This is a genomic window from Natrialba magadii ATCC 43099 (genome assembly GCF_000025625.1).
GTDB lineage: Archaea > Halobacteriota > Halobacteria > Halobacteriales > Natrialbaceae > Natrialba > Natrialba magadii.
On record NC_013922.1, the window covers coordinates 509,718 to 530,968 of the forward strand.

General features: G+C 62.8%; 23 protein-coding genes. 11 read left to right on the forward strand and 12 right to left on the reverse strand.

All coding sequences use genetic code 11. The features are described 5' to 3' along the window. The first annotated feature begins 193 nt into the window (after positions 1-193). Positions 194-946 (forward strand): Ntn hydrolase family protein, encoded by a 753-nt coding sequence (locus NMAG_RS02405; protein ID WP_004214096.1) that lies wholly within the window; start codon positions 194-196, stop codon positions 944-946. Positions 947-948: 2 nt separating this feature from the next. Beyond that, positions 949-1,791 carry an archaeal proteasome endopeptidase complex subunit alpha gene (locus NMAG_RS02410; RefSeq protein WP_004214097.1) on the forward strand — a complete coding sequence of 281 codons (843 nt, stop codon included), beginning with the start codon at positions 949-951 and terminating at the stop codon, positions 1,789-1,791. A gap of 11 nt (positions 1,792-1,802) precedes the next feature. On the opposite strand, the gene NMAG_RS02415 is transcribed toward NMAG_RS02410, so the two are convergent. From NMAG_RS02415 to NMAG_RS02425, 3 genes are read right to left on the reverse strand one after another with little or no spacing between them, the layout of a single operon-like run. Further along, on the reverse strand, positions 1,803-2,906 hold the full coding sequence (locus tag NMAG_RS02415; protein WP_004214098.1) for a DUF7351 domain-containing protein: 1,104 nt from the start codon (positions 2,904-2,906) through the stop codon (positions 1,803-1,805). Positions 2,907-2,955: 49 nt separating this feature from the next. Next, complete coding sequence (moaC, locus tag NMAG_RS02420; protein WP_004214099.1) at positions 2,956-3,504, reverse strand: cyclic pyranopterin monophosphate synthase MoaC; 549 nt, start codon at positions 3,502-3,504, stop codon at positions 2,956-2,958. Then, complete coding sequence (locus NMAG_RS02425) at positions 3,501-4,982, reverse strand: bifunctional ADP-dependent NAD(P)H-hydrate dehydratase/NAD(P)H-hydrate epimerase (protein ID WP_004214100.1); 1,482 nt, start codon at positions 4,980-4,982, stop codon at positions 3,501-3,503. The genes moaC and NMAG_RS02425 overlap by 4 nt, the downstream gene beginning before the upstream one ends. 75 nt (positions 4,983-5,057) lie before the next feature. On the opposite strand from NMAG_RS02425, the gene NMAG_RS02430 reads away from it, so the two are divergent. Then, positions 5,058-5,561 carry a hypothetical protein gene (locus NMAG_RS02430; RefSeq protein WP_049916125.1) on the forward strand — a complete coding sequence of 168 codons (504 nt, stop codon included), beginning with the start codon at positions 5,058-5,060 and terminating at the stop codon, positions 5,559-5,561. A gap of 26 nt (positions 5,562-5,587) precedes the next feature. Here the strand turns inward: NMAG_RS02430 and NMAG_RS02435 are convergent, their stop codons facing one another. The 4 genes from NMAG_RS02435 to NMAG_RS02450 form a co-directional block, all read right to left on the reverse strand. Further along, positions 5,588-5,875, reverse strand: coding sequence for an acylphosphatase (locus tag NMAG_RS02435; RefSeq protein ID WP_004214102.1), 288 nt, complete (start codon positions 5,873-5,875; stop codon positions 5,588-5,590). 69 nt (positions 5,876-5,944) lie between these two features. Then, complete coding sequence (locus NMAG_RS02440) at positions 5,945-6,268, reverse strand: DUF3784 domain-containing protein (RefSeq protein WP_004214103.1); 324 nt, start codon at positions 6,266-6,268, stop codon at positions 5,945-5,947. A gap of 112 nt (positions 6,269-6,380) precedes the next feature. Next, positions 6,381-6,752, reverse strand: a complete 372-nt coding sequence (locus tag NMAG_RS02445; RefSeq protein ID WP_004214104.1) for a hypothetical protein — start codon at positions 6,750-6,752, stop codon at positions 6,381-6,383. Between the two features lie 145 nt (positions 6,753-6,897). Beyond that, on the reverse strand, positions 6,898-7,779 hold the full coding sequence (locus tag NMAG_RS02450; RefSeq protein WP_004214105.1) for a DNA-3-methyladenine glycosylase family protein: 882 nt from the start codon (positions 7,777-7,779) through the stop codon (positions 6,898-6,900). A gap of 124 nt (positions 7,780-7,903) precedes the next feature. On the opposite strand from NMAG_RS02450, the gene NMAG_RS02455 reads away from it, so the two are divergent. After that, positions 7,904-8,491, forward strand: coding sequence for a DUF555 domain-containing protein (locus NMAG_RS02455; RefSeq protein ID WP_004214106.1), 588 nt, complete (start codon positions 7,904-7,906; stop codon positions 8,489-8,491). A 431-nt stretch (positions 8,492-8,922) separates the two neighbouring features. On the opposite strand, the gene NMAG_RS02460 is transcribed toward NMAG_RS02455, so the two are convergent. The 3 genes from NMAG_RS02460 to NMAG_RS02465 all read right to left on the reverse strand — a co-directional run bounded on the left by NMAG_RS02460 (position 8,923) and on the right by NMAG_RS02465 (position 10,783). After that, positions 8,923-9,159 (reverse strand): UPF0058 family protein, encoded by a 237-nt coding sequence (locus tag NMAG_RS02460; RefSeq protein WP_004214107.1) that lies wholly within the window; start codon positions 9,157-9,159, stop codon positions 8,923-8,925. A gap of 245 nt (positions 9,160-9,404) precedes the next feature. After that, the gene (locus NMAG_RS22360; RefSeq protein ID WP_012996368.1) at positions 9,405-9,584 is read right to left on the reverse strand and encodes a DUF7836 family putative zinc-binding protein; all 180 of its coding nucleotides are present in this window, start codon (positions 9,582-9,584) and stop codon (positions 9,405-9,407) included. A gap of 209 nt (positions 9,585-9,793) precedes the next feature. Further along, entirely contained in the window at positions 9,794-10,783 is a 990-nt protein-coding gene (locus NMAG_RS02465) for a transcription initiation factor IIB (protein WP_004214109.1), read from the reverse strand. Positions 10,784-11,103: 320 nt separating this feature from the next. Between NMAG_RS02465 and NMAG_RS02475 the strand changes: the two genes are divergently transcribed. Both NMAG_RS02475 and NMAG_RS02480 read left to right on the forward strand, forming a co-directional pair. Further along, the gene (locus NMAG_RS02475; RefSeq protein ID WP_004214110.1) at positions 11,104-11,811 is read left to right on the forward strand and encodes an MBL fold metallo-hydrolase; all 708 of its coding nucleotides are present in this window, start codon (positions 11,104-11,106) and stop codon (positions 11,809-11,811) included. A gap of 232 nt (positions 11,812-12,043) precedes the next feature. Beyond that, entirely contained in the window at positions 12,044-13,372 is a 1,329-nt protein-coding gene (locus NMAG_RS02480) for an Nramp family divalent metal transporter (protein WP_004214111.1), read from the forward strand. A gap of 6 nt (positions 13,373-13,378) precedes the next feature. On the opposite strand, the gene NMAG_RS02485 is transcribed toward NMAG_RS02480, so the two are convergent. Continuing rightward, positions 13,379-14,509: a M48 family metalloprotease gene (locus NMAG_RS02485; RefSeq protein ID WP_004214112.1), complete on the reverse strand. Its 1,131-nt coding sequence runs from the start codon at positions 14,507-14,509 to the stop codon at positions 13,379-13,381. A 166-nt stretch (positions 14,510-14,675) separates the two neighbouring features. Here NMAG_RS02485 and NMAG_RS02490 point away from each other — a divergent pair, with 166 nt between their 5' ends. Next, positions 14,676-14,933 (forward strand): hypothetical protein, encoded by a 258-nt coding sequence (locus NMAG_RS02490; protein ID WP_004214113.1) that lies wholly within the window; start codon positions 14,676-14,678, stop codon positions 14,931-14,933. A gap of 3 nt (positions 14,934-14,936) precedes the next feature. Here NMAG_RS02490 and NMAG_RS02495 read toward each other — a convergent pair whose 3' ends face one another. After that, positions 14,937-15,797: a UbiA family prenyltransferase gene (locus NMAG_RS02495; protein WP_012996370.1), complete on the reverse strand. Its 861-nt coding sequence runs from the start codon at positions 15,795-15,797 to the stop codon at positions 14,937-14,939. A 287-nt stretch (positions 15,798-16,084) separates the two neighbouring features. Between NMAG_RS02495 and NMAG_RS02500 the strand changes: the two genes are divergently transcribed. The 4 genes from NMAG_RS02500 to NMAG_RS02515 all read left to right on the forward strand — a co-directional run bounded on the left by NMAG_RS02500 (position 16,085) and on the right by NMAG_RS02515 (position 21,118). Then, positions 16,085-17,782: a thiamine pyrophosphate-binding protein gene (locus NMAG_RS02500; RefSeq protein WP_004214120.1), complete on the forward strand. Its 1,698-nt coding sequence runs from the start codon at positions 16,085-16,087 to the stop codon at positions 17,780-17,782. Positions 17,783-18,246: 464 nt separating this feature from the next. Further along, on the forward strand, positions 18,247-18,786 hold the full coding sequence (locus tag NMAG_RS02505) for a hypothetical protein (protein WP_004214121.1): 540 nt from the start codon (positions 18,247-18,249) through the stop codon (positions 18,784-18,786). A 569-nt stretch (positions 18,787-19,355) separates the two neighbouring features. Continuing rightward, positions 19,356-19,736 (forward strand): hypothetical protein, encoded by a 381-nt coding sequence (locus NMAG_RS02510; protein WP_004214122.1) that lies wholly within the window; start codon positions 19,356-19,358, stop codon positions 19,734-19,736. A gap of 149 nt (positions 19,737-19,885) precedes the next feature. Next, positions 19,886-21,118 carry a hydroxyacid-oxoacid transhydrogenase gene (locus NMAG_RS02515; RefSeq protein WP_004214123.1) on the forward strand — a complete coding sequence of 411 codons (1,233 nt, stop codon included), beginning with the start codon at positions 19,886-19,888 and terminating at the stop codon, positions 21,116-21,118. Positions 21,119-21,251: the final 133 nt, after the last annotated feature.

Below are 21,251 nucleotides of genomic sequence, written 5' to 3' on the forward strand. Positions count from 1 at the left end.
TCCTCCTGACGGAACAATACGATACCGATCACGTCCTCCGTGCGTATCGTTTCGCTTTCCATCTGGCTCACACGATCACAGCAGCGTTCCTCACCAGGGTGACGGCGCGAAACGAGTTCGTACGCCCACCGCGCTAAAATATATTTTAGCTAACATACAACTCGCCGTGCCCCGTCGATTCGAACGAGCACCAATGGACCAGACGGACTCCACTGAATACATCGAAACCGGCACGACGACGGTTGGACTCGTCGGCGCGGACGGCGTCGTCCTCGCCGCGGACACACGCGCCAGCCTGGGTGGCCGCTTCGTCACGAATCGCACGGCACGGAAGGTCGTCCCGGTCGGCGACCACACCGCGCTCACCTTCGCCGGAAGCGTCGGCGAGGCCCAGACGTTCGTCCGCCAGTTACGCGCTGAACGCTCGCGCTACGAGCACGCGACCGACCGCACGCCGTCCGTCGAGACGACGGCCACGGTCGCCGGCGACCTCCTGCGCGGCGGGCCGTACCAGCACCTCGAACTCGTCCTCGGTGGCACGTTCCCCGAGCCAGCCGTCTACCAGGTCGGTCCCGGCGGCGGCGTGATGGACACACCCTACGCCGCGAGCGGAAGTGGGATGCAACTCGCCTACGGCCGACTCGAGGACGCCTACGAACCGGACCACTCCGTGGACACACTGCGAGGTCTCGCGACCACAGCCATCCGAAACGCGACCGAGCGCGACACCGCCAGCGGCGACGGGATGACGGTCGCGACGCTGACTGTCGATGAAGACGGAAGCGAAGACGAACACGACCACGAACGCAAATACAAATACGAACGCAAGTTCGAGCAATTCGTGCAGTTCGAGCAGTTCGAAAGCATCGCCGCCGCCGTCACCGCAACGACAAACGGGGCCGGCAATGAATCCGGCACCGACGCAGAATCGGGGGTGGCCTCGTAACGATGGACTCGAGTACCACTCGCCAGCAGGCCTACGATCGCGGACACACGATCTTCTCGCCCGACGGCCGGCTCTACCAGGTCGAGTACGCCCGCGAGGCGGTCGAACGCGGCTCACCGAGCGTTGGCGTCGTCACCGACACCGGTGTCGTTCTCGCCGCGCGAAAGCGCCTTCGCTCACCGCTACTCGAGTCCGAGTCGATCGAGAAAATTCACCGGGTCGACGACCACGTCGCGGTCGCCACCGCGGGGCATGCTGCTGATGCACGGCAGTTGGTCGAGATGGCTCGAAAGCGCTGTCAGCGCCACCGGCTCCGGTATGCTGAACCGATACCCACAGAGACGCTCGCGGAGGCGATTGCGGACCACATTCAGGAACAGACACAGGCTGGTGGAACGCGGCCGTACGGCGCTGCGTTGCTCGTTGCGGGTGTCGACGCTGGAAGGGGGAGGAAAAGGAAAAGGAGAAAGGAAAGCGAAAGCGGTAGCGGTAGTGGCAGCGGGAGTAACGCAGCAGGACAACACCCCCAGCCAGCGCTCTACGAGGTCGACCCCGGCGGCACACACTACGGCTGGCGTGCGACCGCGATCGGCAACGGCACGGCCGACATTAGATCGTTCCTGGAGGGGCAGCTGGCTGACAGCGGTGCCGAGTGCGAGGCAGGGGTGAGGAAGGACGGCCTCTCGCTCGCACTCGAGTCCCTCGCCGCCGGTACCTCCGAGACCGACACCGAACTCTCACCCGAGACAGTCGACGGCCTCGTGCTCACACCCGATACCGTGGCTGATCGGGCAGGCGTCGTCGACGGGGCTGAGGTTGCAGACGTACTCGGGGAACTCGAGTAGCGCCGCGGTCGCTATTGGGCAGTCGTCTCGGCTGTCTCGCCCGTCCCGTGTGTCCCGCCTCTTTCGTCGGCCTCGGTCGTCTCCGTGGTCTCGGCGGCCCCGTCACCCTCGGCGGATTCGTTACCCTCGGTGGTCTCGGACACCGACGCTCGCTGCGTTTCGACCACGGTCAGTCGCTCGTCGACGTACAGCGCGAGTACGTCGTCCTCGAGTTCGACGACGACGCGGACGGCAAGCGGGTCTTCGGAGAGCACTGTCTCGGCCCACTCGTGGCCGATGTTCCAGAGGGGGCGCTCGCTAACAGCCTGCCCGTGTTCGTAGTAGAACGAGACGACGGCCGGATGCGAGAGCAGTGAGAGCGCGACGGGCGACCGGAGCGTTGTTCCACAGCACGAGCAGGTAAACTCGGCCTGAAGGTGTGTGGCGTGTTCTGCAGGGAGTAAATCGTCTGTCGCCGGCGACGGCCGCACGAGTCTGGCGTCGACCTCGCCGCTGCAGGCCGGGCAGACGCCGTCACGAACGAGTGAGAGTCGGTGTCTGTGGTAGCGGTCGAAGGCCGTGGGGAACGATTCGCCGTGGGACTCGAGTCCAGCCGGCGGGAGATCGAGTCGGAGCAGGCGGCGTTCACAGTGCCCGCAGGCGACGGTAACCCGGTTGTCGCTGGCCCGAGCTGTGAGCGAGTCGTGCTCGCAGAACGGGCAGTCGTCCTCGAGTGGGACCGGCGGGTGATCGACGCGCTGGGTGTACGTGCCGGTCGCGATGGCGCGTGCAATTTGCTCGCCGGCGTAGGTGAGTTCGTAGCCGTCGGCACCGGGATCGGCGTCAGCGTCGGCTGTCGACGCATCGTTCACCTTCCGGAGATACGGCCCCACGAGCTCATCCAGATGGTAGGCGAACCCGGCTGACGTGTCGACCGCCGAGGCTTCGAAGAGCATCGAGAACGACGGCGTTGCTCGATCGGATTCGACAGCGCCGTCCGTCCACTCGAGCATCGTCTCGAGTATCCCCATCCTGACCTCGTTGCCGAGCGCCTGGAAGGCGTCGCTTGGGTCGGAGACGCGGTCGCTCGGCTCGGGCGCGGCGACGGGCGGGTCCTCACCGTCCTCCGTGGACATGCCAGTCAATTCGTGTCGGACGAAAAAGTAGGTTTGGCTAGAGTTGGCGCTATGTCTGGCGCTTTTCCTTCTGCACCACGCGCACGTTCTCGATTCCTGTCTCGGGGTACTGACCCTCGTCGTCCTTCTCGACTGCCTTGACCATATCCCAGACGACGTTCAGACCGGTCGTGACGCCCTCGAGCGCCTCCATCTCGCAGCCGGTCTTCCCCGTCGTCTCGACCGCGACCTGGAACTCGACGCGATCCTCGGCCAGCGAGAAGTCGGTCTCGACGTTCGTGATCGGAATCTGGTGGCACATCGGGATCGTCTCCCAGGTGTGTTTGACGGCCTGCACCGCGCCGATGCGGGCGGTCGCGAGCACGTCGCCTTTGCCGATTTCGTCCTCGCGGATGGCGTCGACGGTCGACGCTTGTAAGCGGATCTCACCCGCTGCGACGGCCCGGCGTTTGCTGTCTGGCTTGTCCCCGACGTCGACCATCTGTACGTCGCCGTCGTCTGTGGTGTGGGTGAGGTCCTCGGCGGTGGCATCGGCGTCTGTCTCCGCTCCACTGTCGTCCCCGTTCCCCCCGTCCGTCGAAATCGGTGTCTCGCTCATTCGTTCTCACTCCCCTCACTCTCCCACAGTACCTTGGGGATTTCCTCGAGTACCTCGGAGGCGAGATAGCCGAATCCGTCGTCCGCCGCGAGCCGTTCGCCGGCGAGTCCGTTGACTTGCGCAGCCGCCGCGGCCGCGTCCAGCGGCTCGGCGTGCTCCAGTAAGGCGGCGACGATACCGGTGAGCACGTCGCCCGTTCCACCGACTTTCATACCCGCCGTCCCCGAGCGGCTGAGCCGTGTTCGCTCGCCGTCAGTGATCACGTCCGTCGCCCCCTTTGCGAGGAGGACATCGACGTGCTCCAGCTCCGCTGTGAACGCCTCGATCTCGTCTGCAGCCTCCTGCAGGTCGTCCACGTCGGGGCCGCCCATTCCTGCGAGCTCGCGCCGGTTCGGCGTACAGACCAGGGTCGCCTCCGTCTCGAGATCCGGCACCGTCTCGAGTGCGTCCGCATCGACGACCGCCGGGCCAGTATACGAGGTGAGAAACTGGCGGGCAGCCTCGAGTGTCTCGTCTGCAGTGCCGAGTCCGGGGCCGAGGATCACTACGTCGTCGTACCGTTCGGCGGTGTCGACGAGGTCGTCTACCTGGTCAGGTGTGAGGATCTCGCTCTCGTAGGGCTGGACGATCAGGTCCTGGGCGTAGCTCTGGATCTCGCCGGAAACGGTGTCGGGCGCGGCGACGAACGAGAGCTCCATGCCGGCTCGGAGGGCGGATTGGGCGGCAAGTGCCGGCGCGCCGGTGTAGGGGCCGCCGCCGATAACGAACGCCCGGCCGGTTCGGTCGTCGGGCCGTGCGAGTTGTACGTCACCGGGGCCGACGAACCGCTCGGCGGCAGCCGGAATCCCGATGTCGGCGACGGTTACGTCGGCGTCGAGGTCGTCGAGGCCGGGTTTGGTGTCGTGGAAGGTGACGATGCGGTCGGCCTCGATGGCGTTCGAGGCGAGCAGGTCACCGGGGTCGCCAGGGTCGTCACCGGCGGACGAACCGCCAGCGTTGGCGTCGAAACCGGATGGAACGTCCACCGAGACAACGGTCGCGTCGGCGTCGTTGATCGCCCGCGCCGCGGTGGCTGCAGGTTCGCGGAGGTCGCCGCTGATCCCCGTGCCGAGCATCGCGTCGACGATCACGTCGCAGTCGGGGAGAGCGAAGTTTTCGGAGTCGGTCACCTCGCGCGTTTCGTAGCCCGCGTGCTGGAGCGCGTCCCAGTTCTCGCGAGCGATTTCGGTGCCGATGGTTTCCGCGCGGCCGAGCAAGAGCGTCCGGACGTCGTAGTCGTCCAGAAAGCGTGCGGCGACGAACGCGTCCCCGCCGTTGTTTCCGCGGCCGGCGACAACGGCGACGGTTGCACCCGGCGCTGTGACCTCCCGGACCGTGCGGGCGATGGCGTTCCCACTCGACTCCATGAGTTGCTTTTGCGGGACGCCAAGTGCCGCGGCGTTCGCGTCGACGGCGGCCATCCGTTCGCCTGTAATCATACGCGAGCGTTCGACGGGCCAACCGTTGAAGATTGCGGACGATAACCTCAACAGCCTCGAACACCTATGCCCCTCGTGAACGTCTTCTGGCTCGACGAGGACCCGCGGCTCGCAGCGCGCTATCACTGCGACCAGCACGTCAACAAGCTGCTGTTAGAGGCCGCGCAGGTCCTCTGTACGGCGGCCCGGGAGAACGGCTACGAGGCCGAGTTTCTCTACCAGCCGACCCACGTCAGCCACCCCGTCACCGAGTGGGCCACCGAATCGCGAGCGAACTGGCTACGCCTGCGCGAGCACGCCGAGGCGCTCAACGCCGAGTTCACCGAGCGCTACGAGAAAGACGAGGACGAGACCCACGCGAGCTGGGAGGTCATCGACCAGATCGACCCTGACCTGATCGACTTTCCATCTGCGGAGCCGACGCCGCGGCCGCAGGCGATGCCCGACGAGTACCGGTGTCCGGACGATCCCGTCGCGGCCTACCGCGCCTACTACGCCGGCGAGAAGGCCGAGTTTGCGACGTGGGAGTATACCGAGGAGCCACCGTGGCTCGCGGAGTATCTGGTCGAAACCGTCTGAGGATTCTCGAAACAGCTCGCAGCCAGTCAGTACCGAATCTCGAACCCGCTCTCTCCCCCGGGCACCTCGAACTCGGCCTCGACGTTTTCGACCGCCGCCGCCGGACTCCCCGTGTGACACCACTCGATCATTGACTCGACGGCCTCGTCGGGGCCCTCGAAGACCGCTTCGACACGGCCGTCGTCGAGATTTCGCACCCAGCCGTCGATTCCCTTCTCCTGAGCCGTATCGCGGGTATTCGCCCGATAATAGACGCCCTGCACGGTTCCCGAAACGAACACGTGTGCACGCGTTCGGTCTGACTCGTCTGCCATACGCGAGCACTCGAGTGCGACCGGCAAAAATCCCGGCCTCGGCGCGCCAGCGTCCGTCACACTACCGGCTTACTCCCCACGCTCGAATCGCCGCGACCCAACGATCAGCCAGCCCGTGAGCGCGAACACCACGATCAGAAACCCGATCCAGGCAGCGTCGGTTGCTGCACCGTCTGCCGGCTGGGTGAACTCGAGTACCGCGAGCGCGAGCAACAGCCCAGCGATGACGAGGATGTTCGTGCCGACGAACGAGGCGAGTCCCGCCTCGTCGGTGACGGTGTCGGGGTCGTAGCCGGCGATGAGTTCGGTGTGTCCGAAGTATTTGATCGCGATACCGAGTCCGCCGACGAAGATGGCGCTGGAGAGCAGGATGGCAGCTGCGGGGCCGTTCATACGCATCTAGTGGCAGTAATACTACAAATAAGTGCCCGGCGAGTTCCGTTGGCTGGATCGATCATCACGAGCGGAGAGAGTGAGAGAGTGAGAGTCTGGACCGAACTCGAGTTCAGGCAGTCAGACGGCGACGGATCCACAGTTCGATCCAGGCACTCACCAGCATCAGTGCGAGTCCGGTCGGTGCCGTCACAAAGACGAACCCGATAAGTGGGTCACCAGGGCCTGGATCCGCCTCTGACCAGACCCAGACGCCGATAGTCAACACAGCGACGACTGCTGGCGTGAGCACTCGGTTCCGAACGAGAAGGAATGCCGGCAGCCCACCGAGAGCGAAAAAGACCGCACTCGGCAGCAACTGGACTGGGTGCTCGAACGCGATCAGCGGGTAGTTCAACCCGGCGGCGTACCACGAAAGCACCGCTGCGCTCACAGCACCGCCGAGGACGAACGCGCTGACGGCGGACCGACGGGCGGTTTCCATGACGTGATAGTTGCATGCACAAAAGTTTAATCTTTTGAACTGTGTTGACGGCCGATATAGGGGCCAGTACAGGAGCGTCGCTGCTGTCGCCGGGAACGTGGGAGACAGTGCTGGACTGAACGACGACTCGTTTCGACGGCCCGCCTCAGTCGCCAGTCCGCAGGTGATGAAAGACGTACGTCTGTGCATAGCCCGCGTACTCGTCGCCGAACTCCTTGCGGAGCGCTCGCGACGTTTCGGTGTACGAGCCACAGTCACAGTGGGGATAGTGCTCCTCGATCGCCGTCTTGAGCCAGGTGTCGAGGGGCACCGCCTCGTCGAACTCGAGTGCAAACAAGAGCACGCAGTCGGCCACCTTGTCACCGACGCCGACGAACTGACAGAGGTGCTCGCGGGCGGCTTCGTACTCGAGTGGCCGTGCGTCGTCAGGGTGGGCCTCGCCGCTGGCGACCATCTCGGCGGTTCGGACGACGTAGGGGGCGCGGTAGCCGAGGCCAAGGTCACGGAGTTCGGCTTCGGTTGCGCTCGCGAGTTGGTCGGGCGTCGGGAAGGCGTGATATGTGTCGCCGTTCAGGGAGACCTCGTTGCCATACTCCCGCGCGAGTGTCGAGACCATCGAGTGGATGCGGCTGACGCGCATCTGGGCCGAGCAGATGAACGAGATGAGCGTCCCAAACGAGGGGTCCGTGACGAGACGCATCCCACGGTGGGCCTCGTAGGCCTCGTCTAACAGCGGGTCGTCGGGTGCGGCGTCGACGATCGCCTCTAGATCGTCGTCCAGACGAAGGAGGCGTCGAATAGTCGACTCGGCGTCCGTCGTGGACTGCCACTCGAGTACCCCGTCGACTGTCCGCGCGCGGATCACGTCGCCGTCGACGACGGTGACGTACCACTCACCGGGGGCGGGCGTCCCGCTGTACATTTCGCCGTCTGCGCGCCGCCAGAGGTATGTCTGGCCGCTTTCGAGCGTCCGATACAGATCGAGCCCGCCGGAGAGGTCCTCGAGGCGGATCGTCCCCGTTTCCATTCGGTGATCCCTACGGGGGCGTCGGCTTGGGCCTTTCGGACTGGCGTCTCTGCCTCCTCAGGCCACCTCGCGCTGTGTGTTACCGGGGCGAACCTTCATACTGCATGCGACACAATGTGTGTGTATGAACTGCAGGGTTGTCGTCGAAGCTGCAGTGCCGGTATTCGACGTCGAGACAGAAGATGAGGCGATTCGCATCGCCATCTCGAAGACGGGCGAGATGCTGAACCCTGACCTAAATTACGTCGAGATCAACATGGGCGAACGGACGTCCCCGTCCGGTGAAGAGTTACCACCTGCGTTCATCGCAGCCGACGAGGCGCTCGTCGCACTCGAACTCGAGATGACCGTATTCAACGTCGAGCGCGAGGAACACGCCTCCCGGATCGCCCGAAAGGAGATCGGACAGCGACTCGAGAACATTCCACTTGAGGTCGAGCAGGTGGAGGTTATCGAGGATGAGGATGAGGGCGAGGAAGAAGCTGACGATGAAGCGACAGACGATGCGGCGGATGCTGACGCTGACGACACCACGGTCGACAATGACGACGCGGACGGACGTGACACGGAGCCGTCAGAAACGGACACAGAATCGGAGTCGTCCAGCAACGGAGACGAAACTGACGGGGGCGAAAACACGCGAGTCGACGACGACACAGACGAGCAAACCGACGAAGAAATTCTCCCTGAGTTTGAGGATCTAGTCGAGTAACAGATCCTTACGGACCTGGCCAGATGCTCTGTTCATGCTGATAGCCAGTGCAGCCAAATAGTGTGGCGCAGGTGCGCCGGAGCGAAGCCTGCCAGTGTGCTCCACTGGGTCGGTAAGCAGTTCCTATCACAACAGTCGATCACAGTTCAGGGCACTTTCGGCGTTCTCCCGGTTGCCGGAAACAGGACGCAAATCCGAATCTCGGGCGTCAAGAGGCGGCTGTCGAGGCAGTCATCCAGCGATCAGCGGTTGACAGTTCGTTCAGCCGAGTTCAAAACCGAGCGTCTGACTCCGAACAGAGCGAGATGAACTGAGGCAGATCCATGCTAACGAAGGGGGGACTCGAGTTCCACACCAGCGGAGGGCAGCTGGCCTGAGATCAAGTCTCGCCAGTAGCATGCTTGTGTACCTGAGAGGAGACTTCGTGCGACTTAGTCTGCGGTAGCGGCGACGGCTTCCTGTTCGCCCTCGCGCATGTTCATCGTGATTCCGCCGGCGAGTGCAAAAACAGCAGCCTTGTGATCGGTTTTCGATTTGTGAATTGATGTCGGTCGAATACCAAGCGATTCGTATTCGTCGAGGTCAATTTCGCAGTTATCCCACTCTGCGCACTGGTTCGATACCTCCGCAAGAAGGCCGTGAAGGTGAATGAGCTCCTGTTTCTTCATAACCATGCAATCCTATCCACTGCAGGGTTATATTATTATCTTGAGTCGCGTTACCATGGGTCCTGACTCAACAGACGTGAAAATCAGTTAGAGACACTATTCGAAAACAGCACCTAGGGAGCTGAAACAGTTCACAACATTTCGTTGGTTCGGCTGTGGCGTCCGAAAGCTGCTGTTACGGCTGCACTGTTCGGCCGACAGAATCATCTGTTCGTCGCATCTGAAGCGTTTTCGGTGGAAACGGATCACCCTAGCTGTTTGAGATTCTGAAGGTCACGATCGGTTCGCATAAACTCGGCCGTGCGTCGGGAGGCGTGACAGTTTGGACAGTGGAACATTTCCGTCGAGGAAGGAAGTGAGCCAGGTGAAGTCTGCCAATCTTTTGCACACTCAGGACACAATAGTTGCACGGTCGTCTCGTCCATGTCACGCTAGTACACACCATGTGTGAAAAAGCTTGTCTCGGCTGGTATGCAGTTGTTACTGGATTTGAGACACGTAATAGACGAGTCGGCAGGAATGACGCAGGCGAAGAACACGCACACAGTCGTGCATGCAGTTGTAAGCGACGTCGCCGGCGGCGTCATGGACGTCGTCGTCATCGCCACCGTTACCGTCGGTGAATCGCTTAGGCTTAGGCCGGTGCAGCGGTGTCCGAGGCTTCGAGCAGCTCCTTGTAGCGGTTTCGGATCGTGACCTCGGAGATGCTTGCAACCTCGCTGACCTCGTTCTGGGTCACCTTCTCGTTGGTCAGCAGTGCGGCCGCGTAGACGCCTGCTGCGGCGAGGCCGACCGGCGACTTGCCGCTGTGGACGCCTTCCTGGCGAGCCGACTCGAGTAGTTCGCGGGCCATCCGCTCGGTCTCGTCCGAGAGGTCGAGGTCGCTGACGAACCGGGGGACGTAGTGTTCCGGATCAGCGGGCTTGACCTCGAGTCCGAGTTCGCGGATGATGTAGCGGTACGTGCGGGTGAGCTCCATCTTGTCGACACGGCTGACGGCCGAGATTTCGTCGAGGCTGCGCGGCGTGCCGGCCTGCCGGGCCGCAGCGTACAGCGACGACGTCGCGACGCCCTCGATGGACCGCCCTGGAAGCAGGTCCTCCTCGAGTGCGCGGCGGTAGATGACCGACGCGGTTTCGCGGACGTTCTCCGGCAGTCCGAGCGCGGAGGCCATCCGGTCGATTTCACCGAGTGCCTGCTTCAGGTTGCGCTCCTTCGAGTCGCGGGTGCGGAAGCGCTCGTTCCAGGTGCGAAGACGCTGCATCTTCTGGCGCTGGCGGCTGGAAAGGGACTTGCCGTAGGCGTCCTTGTCCTGCCAGCCGATGTTTGTCGACAGGCCCTGGTCGTGCATCATGTTTGTCGTTGGTGCGCCGACGCGGGACTTCTGGTCTTTCTCGGCGGCGTCGAAGGCGCGCCACTCGGGGCCGCGGTCGATCTCGTCCTCTTCGACGACCAGACCACAGTCCTGACAGACCGTCTCTGCGTGTTCGTCGTCCGAGATGAGCCGACCACCACACTCCGGGCACTGCTCGCGCTCCTCGGAGCGGGCTGTCTCCTCCTGTTCGGTTTCCGTTCGCTCCTCGGTACGCTCGCTCGAGTAGGTTCGAAGGTTTGTATCAGTCATGGTGTATCGGGTTGGTTACTCGGGGCTCCCGGGTGGGGTAACCAGAAGAAACCCGGTCGCCTCGGCTAACATATAGTTAGGTCGTAAGGCATATAAATGTTTCGTCCGATTTATAAACTAATCGGGTTTCTGTTTATATGCGTTTCGGATATATACTCATTAATCATGTCCGTTAGCGTCGGTCCGCTGAGCTACACAAGTATCCAAGATGGCAACACATCCGAGTTCTCTCTACCCGGTGTCGATGTCGAGTTACGCACCCCTGTAGGAGGGGACTACATGGTCGAATACTTTTCGACGATGCGCGTAAATGATCGGCTATGACCGTTCGATTCAGTGCGCTCACCGTCGATTGGCTCGGTCTCGCAACCGTCCGCCTCGAGGGGCAAACGGGGACCGTGATCTACACCGATCCGGGGCCCGAACACTACGGAGTACTCGACACTTACGAGCCACGAGACGGTGATCTCGTGCTCGTCTCCCACGGCGACCACTACGACCCCGACTCGATTCGCCGCGTCGCCCACGAGGATGCGATCGTTATCGTCCACGAATCCGTCGACGCCGAGGTACTCGAGTGGACCGACGAACAGCCGGAAGCGCTGCCGTATGAGGTCGAACGTGTGGGGGCGAACGAGTCGTTTATTCTGGGGCCGCTTGATCTCTCGACGACGCCGGCGTACAACGAACCGGACGGGCCACACACCGACGAGCAGGGCCGACCCTATCACCCCGAGGGAGAGGGCTGTGGCTTTCTCGTCACCGTCGACGGCGTGACGGCCTTCTGGCCGGGCGATACTGACGCGCTGGCAGCGCACGAGGATCTCGTCGTTGACCTCTTCTTGCCACCAATCGGCGGCGGAACGACGATGGATCGCCACGAGGCCGCGACGCTGGCAGAGCGACTTACCCCGGATCTGGTTCTGCCGGTCCATTACGACACGTTCGACGCGATCGCGGCCGACGAAGAGGCGTTTGTCGTCGATGTCGCAACCCGTGGCGTCCCAGTCGTCACCGACCCTCAATAGTAGCCAATTCTGAACATTCAGGAACAAATCCGTACCTATAAGTGACGAGTCGCGAATCCTCTGACGAGAAACCGTGATGGGTATTGACAATCGTACATTTTGGGGTGAGTGGCGGTGACACCGAACACGACACAACAGTGTCGGACCGTAACACGTGGTGAGCGCTGTGAGTACTGAGACGGGACCGGATCCAGGACCAGGGCCGGGACAGGGATCGGGTTCAGCGACGGGTATGGATGTCGAGAGCGACGATCTCACCTATCCCTCGCGCAACTGGCGGGACTTCTTTACTGATCACTTCGGTCCGTCGATGCTCTGGGCGCTGATCAGCATTGGTGGCAGCCACATCGTCCTCGCACCGACGCTCGGCGGGACGTTCGGCCTCTTCGCTATCTGGATGTTCGCGATCATCTACCTCGCGAAGTATGGTGGCTGGGAGCTTGGTATCCGGTACAACTACGGCGTCGGGGGCAACCCGGTCGAAGCCTACGATCAGCTTCCGGGTCCGAAAAACTGGATGCAGTGGTTCACGGTGGGCGTCTTCACCATCATGTACACCGGAATCACCGCCGCAGTCGGGATGAGCACTGCCTCGTTCGTCCAGGCGATGACGCCGCTGTCGTTCCAGCAGGCGTTCGTCCTCTTCGTCGGTTTCGCCGGCGTACTCGTCTTGTTGACGCGCTACAGCTTACTCGAGAAGATCCTCATCGGCTTTACGGTCGCGCTGGGATTCCTCGTCGTCCTCGGCGTGCTCGTCGGTCCGCCGTCGGGTGAGGTCGTCGCCGCCACGACGTTCACCGCACCGGACATCACCGGACCGCTGTTCATCGGCCTGTTCGCCGCGGCGGCCGGCTTCGCACCGACTGGCTTCAGTACCAGCGTCCTCATCGGCAGCTGGAGCATGGCCAAGGGCGAGGGGGCTGGCGAACTCCGTGAGCGCGACCTCGACCCGAACGACGAGCGCTATCACGACTACATCCGTGCGTGGATCCAGACCGGTCGCCGTGACTTCAACATCGGCTACGCGTTCAGCTTCGCGCTGATCGTCGCGATGGTGATTCTCGCCTCGAACGTCCTCTATCCGAACCCGCCCGAGGACGCTGATCTCGCCGTCACGATCGGCAACATCCTGAGCCAGTCCTTCGGCGAGTGGTCCTACTACGCGATGATTCTCGGTGCGTTCGCCGCGCTCTACTCGACCGTCATCACGCTCCTCGACGGCGCAGCCCGTGCAACGGGCGACGTGCTCCCGATGGCACTCGAGCGCGACGACCTCGACAGCGAGCGGATTCGGAAACTCGTCGTGGTCGGTATCGTGGCCGTCAGCTGCGGGATCGTACTCACGCTCGGTGCCGTTCCGGTCACGTTCCTCATCTGGATCTCGGCGATCCTCGCAGTCACCGAGATCCTGTTCTACCCGGCGAACTGGTACGTCGTCAAAGAAAATCTGCCCGAGGAGTTCCAGCCCTCGCGGACGTGGGTCATCTACTACGTGGTCAGCCTCATCGCTGTCACCATCTTCGGCCTCATGGGTGCTGCCTACGAGTTCGGCTACATATAGACGGAGTTAGCTCGGACTAGACGCGATCTCCTCACTTCTCGTACTCTTCTTCCGCAACCGAGCAAGCCGACGCCCGAGCGGCGGCCGACTCTTGAACACGACCCAGCGGCCACCATCGACGAGTTCGAGGTTCTGTTCTTCGGCGGCGTACTCGAGTGCGCGGACGAGTTCGTCCCGCCCGACCACAGCCGCTGCGTAGTCGTCAGCGCGGTAGAACGCCCGCCGGGCGGCCCAGAGCGTGGGCAGGGCAAGCACCACGACGAGGAGGATAAAGAGAGTGACGAGCGTCCCGGAGCCGAAGAGTAACACACCGACGCCAAGTGCGAGATAGCCGAGTAGGGAATACACTGCGTAGCCGCGGTAGTGAGCCCGTCGCTTGCCGGCGTGAACCGCGAAGATCGCATCGAGTGTCTCGTCGTCGAACGCCTCCAGCACGCGTTCGGTGACGAATAGCTGTCGACGGCTGGGAACGCCGTAGACGTGGATTTCTGCCGTCTCGGGCATGTCGTCGAGGATCACGATGGACGAGGCCGAGAGGCCGCTGCGGTCACACCGTTCGCGGAGGCGTTCGCGCTCGGCCGGTGTTGGCTCGCGGGTGTCTCGAAAGACGTGGGCCAGTACCGGGTTGGCGAGTGCGAGCGCGACCATCGCCCCGAGCAGGAGCAGCCAGTACACCGTGGGGCCGCCCTCAGCGAGTGCCCGGATGAGAAGGGCGAGCACCGCCGCGAACAGGACACTGAGCGCGAGGGCGTACCGACCGAGGCTTCGAAGCGCGGTTCTCATCGGGAGGTCGATCTCCTGGACGTCTCGGATCGCCGGCACGAGCGTCGCGTAGACAGCGAGGGTCACGGCCGCAGTAGTGAGCGCGGCCGTAAGCTGGACGACGAACTCGGCGGCGAGTGAGCTGTCGGAGATCGGCGTCGCCGCTGCGAGTGTCGTTCGTACGACCAGCCCGTGGCCAAGCGTAAACAGGGTCGCGTACGTGAGCACGGCGACGCCCCACAGTGCGACGAGCAGTCGATGGATCCAGCGCGTCGGGGTCGACGAGTGCAACGCACGGCGAGATGCGAGCCAGAACGCCGGCGCGAACACCAGCAGGAGGGCAAGCACGGCGTTGGCGATAGTTACGGGTGACATATTTTCAATGTGTTCAGGAGAGGCACATATATTCCGCGATCTTCTCGGTACTCGAATTCGCCACTCCCCGTTCCCGGGTTGTTGGCAGACAATACAACGTTCTCAGAACACTGACTGACTAATCAGTCAGCTTAAGGCCGTCCAGCCGTTACCCTGATTCGGGAGGATGGAAACACAACGACCAACGCTGCGAGAAGACCTTGGACGAGCGAGAGAAGAGAGCGCGGTTCACCTCTGGGGAGCGATCGGGTCTGCAATCGTCTCGATGTTCATTCCGATTCTCGGGCTGATCACGGCCTACAGCGGCTACAAACTGACTGACGTAATGAGCCGGCGCTGGTTCGGACTTCTCTTCGCAGCGTTTGGACTGGCGAACGTGATCTCGTGGATTCTGTGGCTCGCAATGCTGGCTGGCTACATCTAAACGTCAAAGAAAGCCGGTGAGCGGTTCGAACCAGACGGCGGCCACGAGCACCGCCAGAAAGACGTACGAGCCGCGAATGAGGAGCATCGTTGCGAGATCTGGCGGTGCTCGTGCAGCGATCATGGCGACCACGGCGAACGCGAGTCCTGCAACCACTGCTGTCGGTGGAAAGTGTTGTGTGACGACGAATCCGACGACGACGAGCAGTGCTGTCGCCATCAACCCGTAGGCGACCGTGTACGCCCGCTGTGGGCCGAGGGTTACTGCGACAGTCCGCTTCTCGATCGACCGATCGTAGTCGTAGTCCTGTGCGTCGTCGATTACCTTGATTCCTGAGAGCAGCAGGAGGAAGACGAGCGCGAAGCCGAGGGGGACGGCCGCGATTGTCGTCGCCTGAACGTAGAAGCCCCCGAGCAGTGACAGCGCGATACCGAGCGGGTAGCCCGTCGTCGCCGTCACCGGGTTCATATCCAACTGGGGCGCGTGTTGGTAGGCGATGAGCCACGTCGGCACCGTCAGAGCGACGGCGATCCAGTTGACCAGCAACGCCAGCAGGAGACAGCAGAGAGCGAAAACCGTCGTCGAGAGGGCGAGACCGAACCGACAGCCCCGCTCGGTGAGCGGGTGGTCGTCGTCCTCGTCGCGAACGTAGAAGTCGACGTAGCCATCCTTGATGTGGGCTGTGTAGACCGCGGCGAACATCGCAACGACGTGGATCGCTGCGAGCACCGGGTCGACGGTCGTCGCGAGCAGCGCACCGAACAGCGACGCAGCCAGCGGCGGCAACATGAACACTGGGTGCACCTGCGACAGATACGCTCGCGTCGTCGCCTCGGCACCGGCACCGCGTCTCGCGAGGGCCATGGCATGAGGGACACCGAACGGCCCTATAATACCCGGCCCGGCGTCACACCGGCTGTGAGCGCACGCGTTGGATGAGATACATTGGCTGCGTAGAACGGGGATTGGCTGCGTAGAACGACGGAGGATGGGCAGGCAAGATGGGGAAGCAGACAAGATGGGCAAACTGGAAAGCACCGATAGATCAGCTAGTCTGCACTGTCAGAATCGCGAACTCCAATGTGCGGCACCGCGAGGCCGGAACGACCGGAACACACAGTTTGATGTGGCGTCCCGTACCACGAGCGACCATGACAGACACAACCAAGTACACCGGTTCCGACCTCTTCGTCGACGCCCTCGAACAGTACGGCGTCGACTACCTCTTTGGGAACCCCGGCACGACCGAACTGCCGCTCATGGACGCCGTCAGTCAGAGCGAACTCGAGTACATCCTCGGATTGCACGAGGACGTCGCTGTGGGGATGGCCGGCGGCTACGCCCAGACGCGGCGATACCATTCTCATCATGACGAGTCGATTCTGCCGGTCGGTGTAGTGAATCTGCACATCGCACCCGGGCTGGCCCACGGGCTGGGGAATCTCTATGCCGCGAGCATCACCGGCGCGCCGCTGGTCGTGACGGCGGGCAACCACAGCACGGACTTCCGACACGAGGAGCCGATTCTCTCGGGCGACCTGACCGAAATGGCCGACCAGTTCTGCAAGTGGTCCGACGAGGTGCTCGACGTCGAGGCACTGCCGACGATGCTTCGGCGGGCGTTCCGCGTTGCGATGACGCCGCCGACCGGCCCCGTCTTCCTCGGGCTACCGCTCGACGTGATGCTCGCCGAGACGGACGCCGAGCCCGAACGGCTGGGGCCGATCCCGAACGGTGGGAGCGGCGATCCGGCGCAACTCGAGCACGCCGCCGAGTTGCTGGCCGAGGCGGACGACCCGGTGCTGGTCGTCGGCGATCACATCGCGCGCTCGGGAGCGGACGCGGTCGCGGCGGCGGTCGACCTCGCGGAGACGACGGGGGCGCGCGTCCACGGGGAGATTCTGGCCTGCGAGGTCGACTTCCCGACAGATCACGAGCAGTGGGTGTCCTACATCCCGCCGAACGACAGCCTGGCGTCGATGCTGATGGACACGGATACGATCGCGTTCGTGGGCTGTTCGACGAACACGACGCTGACGCGCTACGAGGAGACGCTGGTCGATCCGGAGACGACATGTATCCACGTCGGCGACGATGCCTGGCAACTCGGGAAGAACCAGACAGCGGACGCGGCGGTTATCGGCGACCCCGGGCTGGCACTACAGGAACTCGACGAGCGCGTCTCGTCGAAGGTCTCCGAGGAGACAGTTTCGGAGCGACTCGAGTCGGTCGCCGCAGTCAAGGAGATGGTCGACGCCAAGATGGCCCAGATGGGCGACGGCGACGCGGAAGACGACCCGCGGGCGTCGAAGGCCGAACTGGTCGACGAGCTAGAGCGGGCGGCCGGTGACGCCTACATCGTCGACGAGGGAGTGACCTCGAAGTACGCCATGCTGACTCGCTGGGAGCTCGCGCCGGAGCAGTACATCTCGAACAAGGGCGGCGGGCTGGGCTACGGATTGCCTGCGGCCGTCGGGGCTGCTGTGGCGGAGGGCCAGCGCGATGAGCCACGGGAGGTCGTGGGCTTCATCGGCGATGGCTCGTACCTCTACTATCCGCACTCGATTTACAGCGCGGCGAGACACGACCTCGATCTGACGGTGGTGGTCTCGGACAACCGAAACTATCGGATTCTCAAGGACAACACGCTGGGACTGCTCGGCGGCGAAGAGGAGGAGTACGACTTCGTCGGGATGGACTTCGAGCCGCCGGTAGATATCGTCCGGAACGCCAAGAGCCACGGGGCGCGGGCGGAACTCGTGGAGACGCCCGACGAAATCGAGGACGCGGTGTCGGCGGCGATGGAGCGCGAGGGGACGGACGTGCTAGACGTGCTGGTGCACGACTGAGGATGAGGTGTCAAGCTTTTCGACGATGTTCTTACGAGCGCCGCAGCCGTTGATTCCAGAAGGTGTCTCGTCGTGAGTACGGAGATGTGGCGTCTTGAGGGTATGTGCGGGGATGTTAGTACGTGTCCTGGGGCCTCATTCTGCGCACTCTTCCACGACTTCGGTCTGGGCTGTTCTCAGTCCAACGTACAAGCACAACCCCAACACACAGTAGCAACACTCTTCTTACTATTCAACGGTAGAGATAAGTCACTACAAGTCAACAATTAGAGCGGAAGCCACAACGGGGTACGAAAGTGCCCCGGGTGCTGGCACACCCGAGACGTGGCTTCCAAACGCAGCTCGCGTTGAAGCCATGATTCCATACATCCGACTGGGATATAAACGTCCCGCACGACACCCGCCACGAAGCGTCCAACTACCCGCTGGACTGCGATTCTCTCACCGCCTCGGAGCTGATCTGCGTGAGTGACGACGATTCGAACGCCGGATCCGAGGCTGATGGTGGGAAGGACACTGACACTGTTTCTAACGCTGACACAGCCACCACCAACGGTGATCCCGCTACCGACGACGCCAGAAACGGCCACAACGTAGCCACCAACGAATCTGCTGACTCCAGCAACCAACTCAACACCACTCGCGACCTCAGAGTCGCCCTCGGCCTCGACCCCGACTACACCCCCGACCCAGACACCACCTCGCTGCCCAACTGTCCCCGCTGTGACCACCCCGTCACGCGAACCAGTATGACCAGCCCCACGGAAGCCATCGCCGGCCCCTGCGGCTGTCGCGTCTCGCCTGGCTTCGCTCGCCGAGCCCAAGACCGGCGACACACCACTCGAGAAGGCTCACAGTCCGATTCCAACTCTGAAGCCGGTGGCGGTTCTCCTAACAACACCAGTAACACCAGCACCGGCAACACCAACACCAGCAATACCAGCACCGGCACCACCAACACCACCGGCACCACCAGCACCCAAAACACCTCACAAACCCAATAATCTCCTCCACTCGAGTACCCACACATCTCCCACTCGACCCTCACAGTCGACCGACGCTAAAATCGAGCAACCCGACCCGACGTAACCCGGCGGGATTTGACGTCAGGTAACTCGAGGCGGGTCGATTCGAGTGGACGTGACTCGAGTTGCGGCGGGCCACTGGGTGGGTATGGGCGTGAGTGCTGGTGTGTGTCGGTGGCGACGTGCTGTCAGTGTGGCAGTCGCGGTGCTGGCAGTCTCGGGGTGGCGACACCTGGGGGTGGCGTTCCCGATTCGACTGTCATTGCCATTGCCATTGCCATCGCCATCACTGTCGCCGTCGCCGTCGCCGTCGATCTGACTGGCTACTCGGTGCGCCGTGGCGACCGACCACCGAAACCACCACCCACGCGCCAGACACCAACCGACGGCAACCACTCCGACTGGCACGCCCACCGTCTCACGCCGGACACTCACACCCCCACATCGCCCGCATGCCACCCAGTCCGAACCCGCAACTCGAGTACCGGCCCTCGTGACCTCGACATGGTGGATCTATTAATACTGACAATACCTCCTAAGACGGAGGGATGCCAACGAAAAATCAAGCAGAAGATGGCGAGAACCCATTTGATGACAAACTAACTGATCTCGTCGAAGCGCTCAACGACCACGGCTTCGATGATGTAAACATCATGCGAGACTGGCTCGAAGCTGCGGAAATCGAGCACATCATGGTCACGTTTGGGACGGAACTCGAGGGCCTACCCGATAGCACTGCCAAACGAGGCGGGTTCGAAGCGGGCGAACCTGCGGCAGCGGTCACGATACGAAGCAATTTCGACGAGTACGGTATCACGGTCGGGTACGGAACCGAACGCGGATACGAGATTACAGAACAGTACGCCGTTGCGGACTCGTTGGAAGAAACGATCGAGACCGCAACACACTGGTTCGAAAACGAAGCGTGATCGACGAGCACCACTCACTGTCGCGCTGTTCGTGGTAATACCCCGTGCTCTCGACCCACCGTCCAGCACGCCGATTGGACACCTCTGCAGCCACACGGGACGATTACGCGTTGCCACACGATTAACTGGATGCGTGACAGTCTCCCCCTATGCACACAGCCGAGTCAGTCTGGGAATTTGCGATTACAGATCGAATCAAATTCGGCACGGGAGCGCTCGACGAACTGGGTTCCGAACTGGAAGCGAGAGCGATCAACAGCCTCGTCGTCGTCACGGATACGGAACTCCGAGACGCCGGCATCGTCGACGACGCACTCGAGTCGGTGCCCGACACAATCACGGTCACCGTCTTCGACGGCGTCGAACCCGACCCCGACGTCGAGATCTACAGAGCTGCGATAGCCACGGTTGCCAGCCACGACCCCGACGCCGTGGTCGGAATCGGTGGCGGAAGCTCACTCGACGTCGCAAAAGCGGCCGGTGCACTCGCCGGTTCCGATCAGGACGTACTCGAGTACGTCGCCCCACCAATCGGTGAGGGAGAACCGGTCCCTGCGTCCGAGACGACCGTCATTGCCGTTCCGACGACCGCAGGGACTGGTTCCGAGAGTTCGCCAGCGGTCGTCGTCTCGCTCCCGGACCGGGAACTGAAGGTGGGCATCTCGAGCCGGCATCTCTACCCGGAGCTGGCAGTTGTCGATCCGCTAGTGACCGTCTCGCTCCCGCCGGCGATCACCGCAGCCTCGGGAATGGATGCACTCACTCACGCGATCGAAGCGTACACGACCCGGCGCTACGACGCAAAGGCTGACCCCGACAGCGCCGGGCAGCGGCCCGATTACGGCGGCCGGACGCCAGTGACCGATCTCTACGCCGAGAAAGCGATCGATCTGATCGGACAGAACTTGCGTCGGGCAGTCGACAACGGTGTCGACGTGGAGGCCCGGCGGGCGCTATCGCTCGGCAGTCTCCTCGCCGGCATCGCGTTCACCAACGCGGGTCTCGGGGCGACTCACGCGATGGCCTACCCTGTCGCCGGTGAGAATCACACACCACACGGCGTCACCGTCGCCGTCTTGCTCCCGCACGTGATGCGCTACAACGCCTCGAGTGCGTTCGAACGCTACGCACATATCGCCGAACTGCTCGGCGAGAACACCGACGGGATGAGTGACCGGGACGCTGCCGACCGGGCCGGGGCTGCCGTCGAAGCGCTCAGTTCCGATATCGGCCTTCCCGACGGACTCTCAGAACTCGGGGTGGCAGAAGACGACATCCCGCACCTGGCCGAGAAGACGACCGATATCGAACGATTACTCGTCGGAAACCCGCGCCGTGTCGATCAGGCTGCTCTCGAGGAAATTTTCGAAGCTGCGCTTTGAGTCGGTCGCCGCTACCACCAGTTGCGACTCCACGTGACGGCAGGGACGAGACGAAACTCGAGTACGGCCCGAACCGAACCAGGTCAGAGCCACGCCGAACGACACTCGGACTCCAGCCCCACCGTCGTACGAT

Excerpts from the sequence above, each read along its gene's own strand:
- NMAG_RS02440 (WP_004214103.1), bottom strand. The coding sequence starts at position 6,268 with ATGAACGGCCCCGCAGCTGCCATCCTGCTCTCCAGCGCCATCTTCGTC.
- NMAG_RS02450 (WP_004214105.1), bottom strand. The coding sequence starts at position 7,779 with ATGGAAACGGGGACGATCCGCCTCGAGGACCTCTCCGGCGGGCTCGAT.
- NMAG_RS02425 (WP_004214100.1), bottom strand. The coding sequence starts at position 4,982 with ATGATTACAGGCGAACGGATGGCCGCCGTCGACGCGAACGCCGCGGCA.
- NMAG_RS02495 (WP_012996370.1), bottom strand. The coding sequence starts at position 15,797 with ATGGCCCTCGCGAGACGCGGTGCCGGTGCCGAGGCGACGACGCGAGCG.
- NMAG_RS02485 (WP_004214112.1), bottom strand. The coding sequence starts at position 14,509 with ATGTCACCCGTAACTATCGCCAACGCCGTGCTTGCCCTCCTGCTGGTG.
- NMAG_RS02455 (WP_004214106.1), top strand. The coding sequence starts at position 7,904 with ATGAACTGCAGGGTTGTCGTCGAAGCTGCAGTGCCGGTATTCGACGTC.
- NMAG_RS02490 (WP_004214113.1), top strand. The coding sequence starts at position 14,676 with ATGGAAACACAACGACCAACGCTGCGAGAAGACCTTGGACGAGCGAGA.
- NMAG_RS02515 (WP_004214123.1), top strand. The coding sequence starts at position 19,886 with ATGCACACAGCCGAGTCAGTCTGGGAATTTGCGATTACAGATCGAATC.
- NMAG_RS02445 (WP_004214104.1), bottom strand. The coding sequence starts at position 6,752 with ATGGAAACCGCCCGTCGGTCCGCCGTCAGCGCGTTCGTCCTCGGCGGT.
- NMAG_RS02410 (WP_004214097.1), top strand. The coding sequence starts at position 949 with ATGGACTCGAGTACCACTCGCCAGCAGGCCTACGATCGCGGACACACG.
- NMAG_RS22360 (WP_012996368.1), bottom strand. The coding sequence starts at position 9,584 with ATGGACGAGACGACCGTGCAACTATTGTGTCCTGAGTGTGCAAAAGAT.
- moaC (WP_004214099.1), bottom strand. The coding sequence starts at position 3,504 with ATGAGCGAGACACCGATTTCGACGGACGGGGGGAACGGGGACGACAGT.
- NMAG_RS02415 (WP_004214098.1), bottom strand. The coding sequence starts at position 2,906 with ATGTCCACGGAGGACGGTGAGGACCCGCCCGTCGCCGCGCCCGAGCCG.
- NMAG_RS02475 (WP_004214110.1), top strand. The coding sequence starts at position 11,104 with ATGACCGTTCGATTCAGTGCGCTCACCGTCGATTGGCTCGGTCTCGCA.
- NMAG_RS02465 (WP_004214109.1), bottom strand. The coding sequence starts at position 10,783 with ATGACTGATACAAACCTTCGAACCTACTCGAGCGAGCGTACCGAGGAG.
- NMAG_RS02405 (WP_004214096.1), top strand. The coding sequence starts at position 194 with ATGGACCAGACGGACTCCACTGAATACATCGAAACCGGCACGACGACG.
- NMAG_RS02435 (WP_004214102.1), bottom strand. The coding sequence starts at position 5,875 with ATGGCAGACGAGTCAGACCGAACGCGTGCACACGTGTTCGTTTCGGGA.
- NMAG_RS02510 (WP_004214122.1), top strand. The coding sequence starts at position 19,356 with ATGCCAACGAAAAATCAAGCAGAAGATGGCGAGAACCCATTTGATGAC.
- NMAG_RS02500 (WP_004214120.1), top strand. The coding sequence starts at position 16,085 with ATGACAGACACAACCAAGTACACCGGTTCCGACCTCTTCGTCGACGCC.
- NMAG_RS02460 (WP_004214107.1), bottom strand. The coding sequence starts at position 9,159 with ATGAAGAAACAGGAGCTCATTCACCTTCACGGCCTTCTTGCGGAGGTA.
- NMAG_RS02480 (WP_004214111.1), top strand. The coding sequence starts at position 12,044 with ATGGATGTCGAGAGCGACGATCTCACCTATCCCTCGCGCAACTGGCGG.